Source organism: Blastococcus sp. TML/C7B (assembly GCF_016612845.1).
In the GTDB taxonomy this organism is placed as follows: domain Bacteria; phylum Actinomycetota; class Actinomycetes; order Mycobacteriales; family Geodermatophilaceae; genus Blastococcus.
Genome location: NZ_JAEOAA010000001.1, coordinates 317,232 through 330,379, shown reverse-complemented (window position 1 = coordinate 330,379; position 13,148 = coordinate 317,232). Strand labels below are relative to the sequence as shown.

Annotated in this window: 13 protein-coding genes, 1 tRNA gene and 2 pseudogenes; 11 read left to right on the top strand and 5 right to left on the bottom strand. The window is 74.5% G+C overall.

Annotated elements, in window-relative coordinates; translation table 11 throughout:
* Positions 1-41 precede the first annotated feature (41 nt).
* Both JKP76_RS01655 and JKP76_RS01650 read right to left on the bottom strand, forming a co-directional pair.
* Positions 42-197: a hypothetical protein gene (locus JKP76_RS01655; RefSeq protein WP_200489306.1), complete on the bottom strand. Its 156-nt coding sequence runs from the start codon at positions 195-197 to the stop codon at positions 42-44.
* A gap of 5 nt (positions 198-202) precedes the next feature.
* Positions 203-1,399: a glycosyltransferase family 2 protein gene (locus JKP76_RS01650; RefSeq protein WP_200489305.1), complete on the bottom strand. Its 1,197-nt coding sequence runs from the start codon at positions 1,397-1,399 to the stop codon at positions 203-205.
* A gap of 351 nt (positions 1,400-1,750) precedes the next feature.
* Here JKP76_RS01650 and eno point away from each other — a divergent pair, with 351 nt between their 5' ends.
* The 10 genes and pseudogenes from eno (at position 1,751) to JKP76_RS01610 (ending at position 8,574) form a co-directional block, all read left to right on the top strand.
* A complete protein-coding gene (gene eno / locus JKP76_RS01645; protein ID WP_200489304.1) occupies positions 1,751-3,031 on the top strand; it encodes a phosphopyruvate hydratase in 1,281 nt (426 codons plus the stop codon).
* A gap of 100 nt (positions 3,032-3,131) precedes the next feature.
* Complete coding sequence (locus tag JKP76_RS19990; RefSeq protein ID WP_242471147.1) at positions 3,132-3,482, top strand: hypothetical protein; 351 nt, start codon at positions 3,132-3,134, stop codon at positions 3,480-3,482.
* Positions 3,469-3,639: a hypothetical protein gene (locus tag JKP76_RS19985; protein WP_242471146.1), complete on the top strand. Its 171-nt coding sequence runs from the start codon at positions 3,469-3,471 to the stop codon at positions 3,637-3,639. The genes JKP76_RS19990 and JKP76_RS19985 overlap by 14 nt, the downstream gene beginning before the upstream one ends.
* Positions 3,636-3,830 (top strand): annotated as a pseudogene (locus JKP76_RS19980) (DUF501 domain-containing protein); the annotation flags it as partial. The gene JKP76_RS19985 and the pseudogene JKP76_RS19980, both read left to right, overlap by 4 nt.
* Positions 3,831-3,897: 67 nt before the next feature.
* Complete coding sequence (locus JKP76_RS19975) at positions 3,898-4,146, top strand: DUF501 domain-containing protein (protein WP_242471354.1); 249 nt, start codon at positions 3,898-3,900, stop codon at positions 4,144-4,146.
* The gene (locus JKP76_RS01630) at positions 4,143-5,093 is read left to right on the top strand and encodes a Ppx/GppA phosphatase family protein (RefSeq protein WP_200489303.1); all 951 of its coding nucleotides are present in this window, start codon (positions 4,143-4,145) and stop codon (positions 5,091-5,093) included. The genes JKP76_RS19975 and JKP76_RS01630 overlap by 4 nt, the downstream gene beginning before the upstream one ends.
* A gap of 30 nt (positions 5,094-5,123) precedes the next feature.
* A complete protein-coding gene (locus JKP76_RS01625) occupies positions 5,124-5,864 on the top strand; it encodes a uracil-DNA glycosylase (protein ID WP_309229457.1) in 741 nt (246 codons plus the stop codon).
* Between the two features lie 43 nt (positions 5,865-5,907).
* Positions 5,908-5,981: transfer RNA gene (locus JKP76_RS01620), tRNA-Leu, on the top strand.
* Between the two features lie 81 nt (positions 5,982-6,062).
* Complete coding sequence (locus JKP76_RS22875) at positions 6,063-7,601, top strand: M28 family metallopeptidase (RefSeq protein WP_200489301.1); 1,539 nt, start codon at positions 6,063-6,065, stop codon at positions 7,599-7,601.
* 175 nt (positions 7,602-7,776) lie between these two features.
* Positions 7,777-8,574 carry a Bax inhibitor-1/YccA family protein gene (locus tag JKP76_RS01610; RefSeq protein ID WP_200489300.1) on the top strand — a complete coding sequence of 266 codons (798 nt, stop codon included), beginning with the start codon at positions 7,777-7,779 and terminating at the stop codon, positions 8,572-8,574.
* Positions 8,575-8,710: 136 nt separating this feature from the next.
* Here JKP76_RS01610 and JKP76_RS22870 read toward each other — a convergent pair.
* The 3 genes and pseudogenes from JKP76_RS22870 to JKP76_RS19960 all read right to left on the bottom strand — a co-directional run bounded on the left by JKP76_RS22870 (position 8,711) and on the right by JKP76_RS19960 (position 12,378).
* Positions 8,711-9,933 (bottom strand): annotated as a pseudogene (locus JKP76_RS22870) (acetyl-CoA C-acetyltransferase).
* Between the two features lie 133 nt (positions 9,934-10,066).
* Positions 10,067-11,077: an SGNH/GDSL hydrolase family protein gene (locus JKP76_RS01600; RefSeq protein WP_200489299.1), complete on the bottom strand. Its 1,011-nt coding sequence runs from the start codon at positions 11,075-11,077 to the stop codon at positions 10,067-10,069.
* A gap of 101 nt (positions 11,078-11,178) precedes the next feature.
* Entirely contained in the window at positions 11,179-12,378 is a 1,200-nt protein-coding gene (locus JKP76_RS19960) for a VWA domain-containing protein (RefSeq protein ID WP_242471145.1), read from the bottom strand.
* A 107-nt stretch (positions 12,379-12,485) separates the two neighbouring features.
* On the opposite strand from JKP76_RS19960, the gene JKP76_RS19955 reads away from it, so the two are divergent.
* Complete coding sequence (locus JKP76_RS19955) at positions 12,486-12,728, top strand: hypothetical protein (RefSeq protein ID WP_242471144.1); 243 nt, start codon at positions 12,486-12,488, stop codon at positions 12,726-12,728.
* The last annotated feature ends 420 nt before the right edge of the window (positions 12,729-13,148 follow it).

The window sequence follows — 13,148 nt, the reverse complement described above, 5'->3', positions numbered from 1 at the left end:
CGCTCTCCGGCCCGGACGCGCGGCGTCCGGGCCGGAGGGGATCAGGCCTGAGAACGCGGGACGATCCGCAGGATCGCGGTGCCGACGGCGATCAGCGCGAACGCCGCGAGGGCGAGCCACAGGCTGTCGAAGCCTGTGTACGCCAGCACGGAGCCCGAGCCACCGGCCGCGAGCGGAGCGGAGGGGTTGTCGTACATGGTGCCTACCACCTCCTCTCGCGACGCAGCGCCGAGTCCAGGTACGCCTTGGCGTGGACCAGTTGGAGGAAGACGTCGTAGAGCAGCTCGTACATGCTGGCGGCGAGGAGCATGTGCCGCCAGCCGCGGTCGGCGATCGTGACCACGCGCTCGAGCACGAAGATCCCGGTGACGGCCAGCCAGAACGGCTCGACCCGCACGGAGCCGGACACCGCCAGCGAGGCCGCCAGCGAGCCCAGGTAGAGCAGCGTCACCAGGACGCCGGCCAGCGTGAGCAGCTGCCGCCCCCAGTACCGCCAGGTGATCGACGTGACGCCGTACTGGAAGCAGTTCTCCACCGCGCCGCGTTTCCAGCGCAGCCGCTGGTGCCACAGCGCCCGCCAGGTGGGCATCACCTCGGTCGTGAGCGTGCACTCCTGCGGGCTGAGGACCGTGTAGCCCAGGTGCAGGATCGCGAAGGTCAGCTCGTTGTCCTCGGTGAGCACGGTGGTGTCGTAGATGCCGCCGGCGCCGTCGCCGCGGGGGAGCTCACCGTTCTGCCGGGCCTCGCTGATCCGGCGCAGGGTGCCGGCCCGGAACATGGCCGCGGTGCCGGTGACCACCAGGCACTTGCCCTTGAGCCGGCGGACGTCGCGGGCGTAGCGGGCGTACTCGTTGCGCTGGAGGTGGCCGACCAGGCCGCCTCCGGGGTCGCCGCGGAAGGTGCCGCCGACCGCGCCCATGCGCTCGTCGCGGCGGATGTGCCGCGCCGCGCCGGCGAGGAAGCCACGGTCCAGCGTCGAGTCGGCGTCCTGGACCACGACGAGCGAGTCGTCGCTGCGGTCGGGGCGCACCGGGCCGGTGTACCGGCGGCGCGCGATCACACCGCGTCGCGCCTGCTGCCGCCGTCCGCCGGACCGCCGGTCGGGGGCGTCGAGAGGCAGGGCCGACGTGCGGCGGTCGAACCCGCGCCGGTCGGTGCCCCGCCGATCGCCGACCGCGGCCCGCCGGAACCGCAGCGCCCACGCCTGGTTGAGCGCCCCGGCCTTCTTGTCGCGGTTGCCCACCGTCTCGTAGACCTCGGCGCCGGCCGCCCGGGCGAGGGTGGCGGTGTCGTCGGAGCAGTTGTCGGCGACGACGAGGACGCGGTCCGGGCGCAGGGTCTGCTCCCGGAGGCCGGCCAGCGTGGCGAGGATGCGGGCACCCTCGTCGTGGGCCGGCACCAGCACCGTGACGGTGGGCGCGGGCGGTCCCGCCGGCGCCCGGCGGGCGTGCGGAACGGTCGCGGACGGCCGGACGGAGCCGGCGGTCGGCGTTCCGCGGTGCGGCGCGAGCACGGCCGCAGCGGTCGATGGCATTGCTGTTCCCCCAGTGCCGACGGTCTTCCCCCGAGCCGCCGACGACCAAGGCTGACCGACGCACCGTCGCTGTGAGTAGCGATCCGGGCCGATGTCCCTCGATCGGGGGTCGTGATGGGTGCCACGCGCTCACGGATCGTGATCGGTCCCCCCGACGGGTCGGGCGTCGGGCGAGGCTGTCGTGACGGAAGAGGTCTCCTGGTTAGGCTGCCCCCCGTGCCGAGCATCGATGCCGTAGGCGCGCGGGAGATCCTCGACTCGCGCGGAAACCCCACCGTTGAGGTCGAGGTCGCCCTCGACGACGGGACGATCGCCCGCGCGGCGGTGCCGAGCGGTGCCTCCACCGGCGCCTTCGAGGCGGTGGAGCTGCGCGACGGCGGCAGCCGCTACGGCGGCAAGGGCGTGACCAAGGCCGTGGACGGCGTCCTCGACGTCATCGGGCCGGAGCTGCTGGGCTTCGAGGCCAGCGAGCAGCGGCTGGTCGACCAGCGGCTGATCGACCTCGACGGCACGCCGGACAAGTCCCGCCTGGGCGCCAACGCGCTGCTCGGCGTGAGCCTCGCCGTCGCCCGCGCCGCGGCCGACTCCGCCGGCCTCCCGCTGTTCCGCTACGTCGGCGGCCCCTCGGCGCACCTGCTGCCGGTGCCGATGATGAACATCCTCAACGGTGGCGCCCACGCCGACAGCAACGTCGACGTGCAGGAGTTCATGATCGCCCCGATCGGCGCGGCGACCTTCGCCGAGGCGCTGGCCATGGGCACCGAGACCTACCACGCGCTCAAGGCCGTGCTGAAGAAGGACGGCCTGTCCACCGGCCTCGGTGACGAGGGTGGCTTCGCGCCGAACCTGTCCAGCAACCGGGCGGCCCTGGACCTCATCGTCCGCGCCGTCGAGCAGGCCGGGTACACCGTCGGCACCGACGTCGCCTTCGCCCTGGACGTCGCCGCCACCGAGTTCCACTCCGGCGGCTCCTACGCTTTCGAGGGCAAGCAGCTGTCCGCCGCGGAGATGGCCGAGTACTACACCGGCCTGGTCGACGCCTACCCGATCGTCTCGATCGAGGACCCGCTGGACGAGGAGGACTGGGACGGCTGGATCTCGCTGACCCAGGCCCTCGGCGACCGGGTGCAGCTGGTCGGCGACGACCTCTTCGTCACCAACCCGGCGCGCCTGGCCGACGGCATCGCCCGCGGCGCGGCCAACGCGCTGCTGGTCAAGGTGAACCAGATCGGCACGCTCACCGAGACCCTCGACGCGGTCAACCTCGCGCACCGCAACGGCTACCGCAGCATGATGAGCCACCGCTCGGGCGAGACCGAGGACACCACGATCGCCGACCTCGCCGTCGCCACCGACTGCGGGCAGATCAAGACCGGTGCCCCGGCCCGCAGCGAGCGGGTCGCCAAGTACAACCAGCTGCTGCGCATCGAGGAGGAGCTCGACGACGCCGCGCGCTACGCCGGCGCCGCCGCGTTCCCGCGCCTGGCCCGGGGCTGACCGGGCCGTCGTGAGCAGCGTCCGCGGCCGGCGCGGCGGGACACCGCCGCCCGGCTCCCGCAGCACCGGTCGCGCACCGCGGGTCCACACGACCCGTCCGGTGCGCACCGGGCTGCGGACGGGGACGCCGAACCCCACCCGCCGGCCGGGGGAGCGCCGCGCCGCGCGCCGGCCCGCCCGGCCCACGACCACGCCGACCGCCCGCCGCCGCCCGCCGCTCACCGGCCGGGCGGTGCTGCTGTTCGCGCTGGTCCTGCTGCTCGCCCTCACCCTGGCCGGCCCCGTCCGCCAGTACATGGAGGGGCAGCAGGAGATCGCCGAGCTCACGGCCGAGGGCCGGGAGCTGGACCCGCCGGGGCGCCGAGCTCGAGGCGCAGATCGAGCAGCAGCGCGACCCGGCGTGGACCCAGCGGCAGGCCCGCGAGCGGCTCACCTACGTGCTGCCCGGTGACCGGCTGGTCGTGGTCGTCGACGGCAAGGCCGTCGAGGGCGACGCCGGCACCCTGGACGAGGCGGCCGCACCCGCCGAGCAGCAGCCCTGGTTCGAGGGCCTCATGGAGTCGGTGGCCCGCGCCGACGGCGACCTGCCCGAGGAGCCCGAGGAGTGAGCGAGCCGATCACCCCGGCCGACCGCGACGTCGTCGAGCGGCAGCTGGGCCGGACGCCCCGCGCCCTGGAGGGGGTCGCGCACCGCTGCCCGTGCGGGCAGCCCGACGTCGTCGAGACCGCACCGCGGCTCGAGGAAGGGACCCCGTTCCCGACGCTGTACTACCTGACCTGCCCGCGGGCGTCGGCGGCCGCGAGCCGGCTGGAGTCGGCCGGCCGGATGCGCGAGTGGCAGGAGGAGCTGGGCCACCGACGAGGAGCTGGCCGCCGGCTACCGGGCGGCGCACGAGGCCTACCTCGCGGAGCGGGACGCCAAGGACGTCCTGCCCACCCGCATGACGGCCGGCGGGATGCCCGACCGGGTCAAGTGCCTGCACGCCCTGGCCGGCCACGCGCTGGCCGCCGGCCCCGGGGTGAACCCGATCGGCGACCGCGCGGTCGCCGAGATGGGGGAGTGGTGGGCCAAGGGGCCGTGCGCGCTGCCCGAAGGCCCGGGGGACGACGCGTGACCCGGGTCGCCGCCATCGACTGCGGGACCAACTCCATCCGGCTGCTCGTCGCCGACGTGCCGCCCACCGGCGGCGCCACCGACCTGGTGCGGCGGATGGAGGTCGTCCGGCTCGGCCAGGGCGTCGACGCCACCGGCCGGCTGGCGCCCGAGGCCATCGAGCGCACCCGCGTCGTGCTCGCCGAGTACGCGGCCACCGCCCGCGAGCTCGGCGCCGAGGACGTCCGCATGGTCGCGACCAGCGCCACCCGGGACGCCGCCAACCGGAGCGACTTCGAGCAGATGGTGCTCAGCACCCTGGGCCGGCTCCCCGACGTCGTCCCGGGCCGCGAGGAGGCCGAGCTCTCCTTCCTGGGGGCGACGGCGTCGCTGGAGACGGCCGCCGCGGCGCACGGCTCGGCCGCGCCCCGCCCCCCGTTCCTCGTCGTCGACATCGGGGGCGGGTCGACGGAGTTCGTCCTCGGCGACGGGGACGGCCTGCGCGCGGCCCGCTCGGTCGACATCGGCTGCGTTCGGCTCACCGAGCGGCGGCTGCACGGCGACCCGCCGTCGCCCGCCGAGGTGCAGGCCACCGTCGACGACATCCGCGCCGCCCTGGCCCTGGTCACCGAGGAGGTGCCGGTCGCCGAGGCAGTGAGCCTGGTCGGTCTGGCCGGCTCGGTCACGACCGTCGCCGCGCTCGCCCTCGACCTGCCCGCCTACGACGCCGACGTCATCCACGGGTCGCGCATCCCGGCCGCCGACGTGCGGCGGGTGAGCGGGTCGCTGCTCGCGATGCCGCGGACGGAGCGGGCCGCGCTGCCGGTCATGCACCCCGGGCGGGTCGACGTGATCGGCGCCGGCGCGCTCATCCTGCGGGTCATCGTCGACGAGTTCGGCATGGACGAGGTCGTGGTCAGCGAGCACGACATCCTCGACGGCATCGCGCTGCGCCTCGCCCGGGGCTGAACCGTGGCCGTCGACGCCGGGGGGTTCCCCGTGACGCGGACGCCCGCCGGGGTGGTCCGGTCGGCGCGGGCCACCCGTGAGCTCACCGTCCTCGACCAGCGCATCTCCGGCTGCTACGCCTGTCCGCGCCTGGTGGCCTGGCGCGAGGAGGTCGCGCGGGTCAAGCGCGCCTCCTTCCGCGACGAGGACTACTGGGGCCGGCCGGTGCCCGGCCTCGGCCCGGCCGACGCGCGGATCGCCGTCGTCGGCCTGGCGCCGGCGGCCCACGGCGGCAACCGCACCGGCCGGGTGTTCACCGGCGACCGCAGCGGCGACTGGATCTTCGCCGCCCTGTGGCGGGCAGGCCTGGCCAACCAGCCCACGTCCACGCACGTCGGCGACGGCCTCGAGCTCACCGATGTCCGCGTCGCCGCGACCGTGCGCTGCGCCCCGCCGGACAACAAGCCCACGCCCGAGGAGCGCGACACCTGCACGCCGTGGCTGGCCCGCGAACTGGACCTGCTGCCCCGGCTGCAGGTGGTCGTCGTCCTGGGCGGCTTCGGGTGGACCGCGCTCTGGCCGGTGCTCGCCGCGGCCGGCTACGCGATCCCGCGGCCGCGGCCGGTGTTCGGGCACGGCGCCGAGGTGCAGCTGACCGGCACCCGCGGCCCGCTCACCGTGCTGGGCAGCTACCACGTCAGCCAGCAGAACACCTTCACCGGGAAGCTGACCGAACCGATGCTCGACGCCGTCCTCGCCCGGGCGACGGAGCTGGCCGGGTCGGCCGGCTGACCCGCAGCGGCGCTAGCGTGCAGCCCTGCACCGCGGCCCGCCCGCCCCCGTAGCCCAACTGGCAGAGGCAGACCCCTTAAAAGGGTCCGAGTGTCGGTTCGAACCCGACCGGGGGCACTCCGTCCGTCACCCCCGCGCGCCGGGCTCGTTGAGCCGTCCGTACGAGCGCGACCGACGAGACGATCCCCGGGGGACCCCATGACCCATGCCCGTCCGAGCCGCCGAGCGCGGCTCGTCGCCACCTCCGCGGCCGGGCTGCTGGCGGCCACCGGGGCGATCGTCGCCGCCGGGCCGGCGCAGGCCGGCGGCAACGCGTGCGAGCAGCGGACCAACAACAGCATCGACAAGCTGCTGGAGTGCGTGACCGTCGCGGGGGTGCAGGAGCACCTCGCGGCCTTCCAGGGCATCGCCGACGCGCACGACGGCAACCGCGCATCCGGCACCACCGGCTACACGGCGTCCGCGGACTACGTGGAGTCCCGGCTGGAGGCCGCGGGCTACACCGTGCACCGGCAGGAGTTCGAGTTCCCCTTCTACCAGCTCACCGCGGAGCCGACGCTGCGCCAGACGGCGCCGGCGCCGGCCACGTACGCCTACGGCACCGACTTCCAGGACATGAGCCTCTCCGGCTCCGGCGCGGTCGAGGCGGTCGCCGTCGCGGTGGACATCGCCGGCGCCGACAGCGGCTGCGAGGCGGCCGACTTCGGCCCCGAGGTCGCCGGCGCGATCGCGCTGATCAAGCGTGGCACCTGCGACTTCGGGGTCAAGGCGGCCAACGCCGAGGCCGCCGGGGCGGCCGGCGCGGTCATCTTCAACGACGGCGCGGCGCCGGACCGCGAGGGGCTGATCGGCGGCACCGTCGGGACCCCCGTCGGCATCCCGGTCCTCGACACCACCGCGGCCCTCGGCCCGACCCTGGTGGGGACGACGCTCGCCATCGACCTGCAGGCCGTCAGCGAGCTGCGCACCACCGAGAACGTCGTCGCCGAGCTGCCCGGCAAGGACCCGGACGGCGTCGTCGTGGTCGGTGGCCACCTCGACTCGGTCACCGAGGGCCCGGGGATCAACGACAACGGCAGCGGCAGCGCGGCGATCCTCGAGGTCGCCGAGAACCTGCGGAAGACCCGGCCGGACCACCCGGTGCGGTTCGCCTGGTGGGGTGCCGAGGAGCTGGGCCTGGTCGGCTCGCAGCACTACGTCGACTCGCTGCCCGAGGACGAGCTCGCCCGCATCGGCTCCTACCTGAACTTCGACATGGTCGGCTCGCCGAACTTCGCCCGCTTCGTCTACGACGGTGACGGCTCGGACTTCGAGGCGCCCGAGGGCTTCGTGACGCCGGAGTCCGGCGCGATCGAGCGGCTCTTCGAGGAGTTCTACGACGCCCGCGGGCTGGCGCACGAGGACACCGAGTTCGACGGCCGCAGCGACTACGACGCGTTCGCGTCGGCCGGCATCCCGTCCGGTGGCCTGTTCACCGGCGCCGAGGGCGTCAAGACCCCCGAGCAGGCGGCGCGCTACGGCGGGACGGCGGGGGAGGCGTACGACCCCTGCTACCACTCGGCCTGCGACGATCTCGCGAACCTGGACCTGCAGGTGCTCGACGAGAACGCCGACGCGATCGCCTACGCCACGCTGACCCTGGCCGGCCCGGGCAACTCCGGCGGCAACGGCAACGGCGGCGGCACGGGGAACGCCGGCGGGACCGGGCACGGCGGCGGGATGGCGGCCGTCGCCTGAGCCGCGCGCACGACGGCGGCGGGGGCCGGATGCACCCGGCCCCCGCCGCCGCGGCAACCCCCGCGGGAAACCCGCGACACGCCGGAACTACGCAGGCCCTCGGTGCGTTGACCTGACCGAGTGGAGTGCACCACCGTGTACCCCACGATCCAGCGGTCACCTCGAGGAGATGACGATGCCCAGCAGCAACCCGGCGTTCCGGGGCCTCGGCGCCGGCAACGGCCAGCAGGCCACCGCCTGGGGTGCCCAGCCCCAGTACGGCGCCCCGACGGCGGACCCGTACGCCGCCCCCTCGCCCTATGCGGCGACGACGACGCGGTACATGACGATGGACGACGTCGTCACCAAGACCGGCCTGTCGTTCCTGGTGACGGTGCTCGCCGCGGCGGCCGTGTGGGCCGCCCCCGGTGACGCGGCGTGGGGCCTGGCCATCCCGGCCATCCTCGTCGCGCTCGTGCTCGGCCTGGTGATCTCGTTCAAGCAGATCGCCAACCCGATCGCGACCCTCAGCTACGGCGCCCTCTACGGTGTCGCGCTCGGCGCGATCAGCGAGGCCTTCAACACCGTCTACCCCGGCATCGTGATCCAGGCGCTGATCGGCACCTTCGGTGTCTTCGGCGGCATGCTCGTGGTCTACAAGACCGGTGCCGTCCGGGTGACCCCGAAGCTGACCCGCTGGGTGTTCGGTGCGCTCATCGGCGCCCTGGTGCTCATGCTCGCCAACTTCGTGTCCTACTTCTGGCTGGACGACGGCCTGGGCATCCGCAGCGACGGCCCGCTGGGCATCCTGTTCAGCCTGGTCATGATCGGCATCGCGGCGTTCCTGCTGCTCATGGACTTCGACCTGGCCGACGAGGCCATCCGCCGCGGGGCCCCGGCGAAGTTCGCCTGGTACGTCGCCTTCGGCCTGCTCGTCACGGTCGTCTGGCTGTACGTCGAGATCCTGCGACTGCTCAGCTACCTGCGCGAGTAGTCGCACCCCGGCACGAACCGACCGTGGCCCGGTCCCCGCGAGGGGCCGGGCCACGGTCGTCTCCGGGCCGGCACGGCCCGGAACGCACAGCGGCCCGGCTCCCAGAGGGAGCCGGGCCGCTGCGGTCAGCGCTGGATCAGGAGAGGCGCTCGAGCACCATCGCCATGCCCATGCCGCCACCGACGCACATGGTCTCCAGCCCGAAGGTCTTGTCCCGGGTCTGCAGGCCGTTGATGAGCGTGCCGGTGATGCGGGCACCGGTCATGCCGAACGGGTGGCCGACGGCGATGGCGCCACCGTTGACGTTCAGCTTGTCGATGTCGATGTTCAGGTCCCGGTAGCTCGGGATGACCTGAGCGGCGAACGCCTCGTTGATCTCGACGAGGTCGATGTCGTCGATGGTCATGCCGGCCCGCTTGAGGGCGAGCTTCGAGGCGTCGACCGGGCCGTAGCCCATGATCTCCGGCGAGAGGCCGGTGACGGCGGTGGAGACGATGCGGGCCAGCGGGGTCAGGCCCAGCTCGGCGGCCTTGGTGTCGCTCATGACGACCACGGCGGCCGCGCCGTCGTTCAGCGGGCAGGCGTTGCCGGCGGTGGCCCGGCCGTTGGGGCGGAAGGCCGGCTTGAGGCCGGACAGGCCCTCGACGGTGGTGCCGCGACGCGGGCCGTCGTCCTGGCTGACGACGGTGCCGTCGGGCGTGGTGACCGGGGTGATCTCGCGGGCCCAGAAGCCGTTGTCGATCGACTCGACGGCCAGGTTCTGGCTGCGCGCGGCGTACTCGTCCATCTCCTGGCGGGTGACGCCCTTGGTATCAGCGCGAGGTTCTCGGCGGTCTGGCCCATGCCGATGTAGACGTCGGGGAGCTCGCCGTTCTCGCGCGGGTCCTCCCACGTCTCGGCGCCGCTCTCGGCGTCCTTGGCGGCCTTGGCCTGCGCCTGCTCGAAGACGGGGTTCTTCGTGTCCGGCAGGCCGTCGCTGTTGCCCTTCACGAAGCGGGAGACCATCTCCACGCCCGCGGAGATGAACACGTCACCCTCGCCGGCCTTGATGGCGTGCAGCGCCATGCGGGTGGTCTGCAGCGACGAGGAGCAGTAGCGGGTGATCGTCGTCCCGGGCAGGTGGTCCATGCCCATGAGGACGCTGACGACGCGGCCCATGTTGTAGCCCTGCTCGCCGCCGGGGAGGCCGACGCCCAGCATGAGGTCGTCGACGTCGCGCGGGTCGAGAGCCGGGACCTTGTCGAGGGCGGCCTTGACGATGGTCGCGGCGAGGTCGTCGGGGCGCATGTCCTTCAGGGAGCCCTTGAAGGCACGGCCGATGGGCGAGCGCGCGGTCGAGACGATGACTGCTTCGGGCATGGGTCCTCCACGATGAGGGGGTCCGGCCACGGTCGCCGGACGTCGGGTCGCCTCTGAAACTACCCCGGCCGCTTTCCGGGTTATGAGCCCCGGCACACCGCGGGACCGTCTGTGGCCCGCGTCACGCGCGCGGTCAGGGGGCGACCGGCTCCCGGTCGGACTCGTCCGGCGCCGGCAGCTCCGGGGGACGACGGCGGCGCAGCAGCGCCCAGCCGCCCCAGGGGCCGGTGTCGGTGCCGGGGACCTCGGCGGGCTGCACCTCGCTGCCGGGCCGGCTGGCGGCGCGGGCGGCCGCGCTGGCGACCGGCCGCACGGTGTCGCGGCGGCGGGGGCCGCGACGGCGGTCGGCCGACTCCGGCCACACGCCGAGCGCGTCGGCCACCGACGGCAGGATCACCGCGGCGGCGTGCGCGTAGCCGTAGGCGCTCGGGTGGAACTCGTCCCGGCTGAACAGCGAGCGGTCGGTGGCGAACGAGGGCCCGAGCACCGAGCCCAGCGAGACGGTGCGCCCGCCGGCCTCGACGACGGCGATCGTCTGCGCCGCGGCCATCTGCCGGCTCCAGCGCCGCGCGAGCGTGCGCAGCGGCTGGCGGATGGGCCGGATGGTGCCGAGGTCCGGGCAGGTGCCGACGACGACCTCCGCGCCGGCCGCGGTGAGCCGGCGGACGGCGTCCCCGAGGTGGCGGACCGAGACCGCCGGCCGGGTCCGGCTGGTGACGTCGTTGGCGCCGATCATGATCAGCGCGACGTCGGGCCGCTCCTCGAGCGCGGCGTCCACCTGGGCGTCCAGCTGCGGGGATTTCGCGCCGGACACGGCCAGCCGGGTGAGCCGCACCGGCCGCTCGGCGAGCTCGGCCAGCGCCGAGGCGATGAGCACGCCCGGGGTCTGCGCGGCCCGCTCCACGCCGAGACCGACGGCGCTGGAGTCGCCGAGCACGGTGAAGCGGATCGGCTTCCCGCGGCCGCCGCCGTAGATCCCGTTGCCGGAGGGCGGATCGGGCTCACGGCGGGCGTCGACGCGGCGCCGCGCGGCGCGGGCCTCCTCGCGGATGAGCGCGAACAGGGCGGCACCGGCCAGGCCGACCCCGCCACCGCCGTAGGCGGCCCCGGTCGCCAGCCGCCGGGCCACGGTCGCTCGGGTCACGGTGCCTCCCCCCGTCGGTCTCCCGTCCCGAGGCTATCCGGACCGGACCCGCAGGTCGGACCGGTGTCCCCCGGGAGGAGGAGCCCGCCGTGCGGGTGCCGTCAGCGGCTCCTGCGGCCGCGCCGGGACCGCAGGTAGTCGGCGACGACGAACTCGCCCAGCCGGTCGCTGTCGGGCGTGAACACCCGGCCGCCGGCCCGCTCGGTGAGGTCGTGGACGAAGTGCACGAGACCCGGGTCGGGGTCGAGGGCGAACACGTTGACCGTGGCGCCGGACCGGGCCACCCGCTCGACCTCGGCCACCGTGCGGGCGATCGTCTCGGGCATCGGCGGCCAGCAGAAGAACGGCGTCCCGTCGTCCTCCAGGTGCGCGGTCGGCTCGCCGTCGGTGACCACCAGGACCACCGGCTCCGCGTCGTGGTGCCGGGCCAGGAACCGCCGGGCGAGCATGAGGCCGTGCTGCAGGTTGGTGCCCTGCAGCGTGTCCACCGAGAGCTCGGCCAGCGTCGAGGGCTTGAGCACCTGGGCGGTCGAGGCGAACCCGATGATCTCGATCGCGTCCTGGGGGAAGCGGGTGGTGACCAGCGAGTGCAGCGCCATGGCGGTGGACTTCGCCGCACCCCAGGTGCCGCGCAGCGCCATGGAGTACGAGAGGTCGACCAGCAGCGCGACGGCCGCACCGGTGCGCCGCTCGGTCTCGACGACCTCGAAGTCCTCCACGGCGATGCGCACCCGGCGGTCGTGCTCCCGCGTGGGCTCGTGCGCCGTCCGCAGCACGGCGTTCTTCACCGTGCGGACGACGTCCAGCGGCTGCTCGTCGCCGAACCGCCACTCCCGGGAGCTGCCGGTGAGCTCGCCCGCCGCACCCGCGTCGGCGACGTCGTGGTCCCCGCGGCCCGCCGCGTCGAGCTGGGCGAACACCCGGCGCAGCGCCGTCGCCCCGAGCCGGCGCACCGCCTTGGGGGAGAGCTCCAGCTTGCCGCCGGAGCGGTTGAGGTAGCCCTGCCGCTCCAGCTCGGTCTCCATCTGGCGCAGCGCGGCGAGGTCGTCGACGGCGGGCCGGCCGAGCGCCCGCTCGAGCAGCTCCTCGTCGATGTCGGCCAGCGAGGCGCCGGCGTAGCCCTGGGAGAGCTGGTTGGACAACGCCTCCAGGTCGGCGAGCTCGGCGACGGCGGAGGTGGCGTCGCCCATGCCGAGCGCCTGCTCGCCGTCGGGCACCTGGCCCCGTCGTCCCCACGGCAGGTCGGGGCGGGCCTGGCGCAGCGCGTCGCCGAGGTGGGCCATCTCGCTGGCCAGCCCCATGTCCTCCCATGGTCTGGGCCATGAGGTCGGCGAGCTCGGCCCGCTGCTCGGGGGAGAGCCCGGCCATCATGCGTTCCTGCGCGGCGGCGCGCCGGGCGAGGGAGTCGATGAGCTCCTCGACCGACTGCGGGTCGTCGGGGAAGAACTGGCCGTGCTTCTCCATGAAGTCGGCGAACCGCTCGTCGGTGTCCTCGCCGCGGTTGTGCGCGTCGACCAGCTGGGAGAGGTCGGCGACCATGTCCTTGATCGCCTGCATGTCCTGCTCGCCGGCGTTCTCCAGCGCCTGCTTCATCGAGGCGAAGGAGCTGTCGAGCACCTCCTTGCGGAGCAGGTCCTGGATCTGCTCGTAGGCCTGGCGCGCCTCCTCCGACCGCCACTGCCAGTCCTTGAGCGCGCGCACCGCGCCCGCCGTGTCCTCGGGCAGTGCGTCGAGCTCGCCCTCGGCCAGCCGGGCGGCGTCGTCGGGATCGGGGAAGAGCTCCCGGCGCTCGGCCTCGACGGCGCGGTCCAGCAGCTCGCGGACCTCCTGCAGGGTGCCGTCCATCCGGCCGGCGGTGCGCGCCTTGCGCAGCCGCTCGCGCACCGAGCGGCGCAGGTCGTCGAGGCCGCGCCGGCCCTCGGCGCCGCGGCGCAGCAGCTCGCGCAGCGCCTCGCGCACCCCGCTGCCGGCCAGGACGGAGTCGCCGATCTCGTCGACGGCGTTGCCGAGGTCGTAGGGCGGGGCGAGCGGGTCGGGCCCGCCGCGCCAGCGTCCGTAGCGGTACCCCTTG